Below are 241 nucleotides of genomic sequence, written 5' to 3'. Positions count from 1 at the left end.
GGATTTGCTGCCGAAACCCAGAATGTGGAAGAATACGCGAAGCAAAAGCTTGCACGTAAGAATCTGGATATGATTTGTGCAAACGATGTTTCCCAAGCAGGGCAAGGGTTTAACACCGATACCAATGCCTTACACCTATTTTGGCCACAGGGCGATAAGCCGTTGCCACTCAGCGATAAGTCCTTGTTGGGCCACTATTTAATTGACGAGATTGTCAGCCATTATGAAGAAAAAAATAGAC

The 241-nt window shown here is 44.8% G+C and carries 1 protein-coding gene; it reads left to right on the top strand.

Annotated features, from left to right (window positions below; all coding sequences use genetic code 11):
- Positions 1 to 241: phosphopantothenoylcysteine decarboxylase domain-containing protein (locus ACX9YW_RS23505; protein WP_460351215.1), on the top strand; the 241-nt coding region annotated here is incomplete at both ends.

It is taken from the genome of Pseudoneobacillus rhizolycopersici (assembly GCF_054786815.1).
This window is presented reverse-complemented; position numbering and strand designations above follow the sequence as displayed.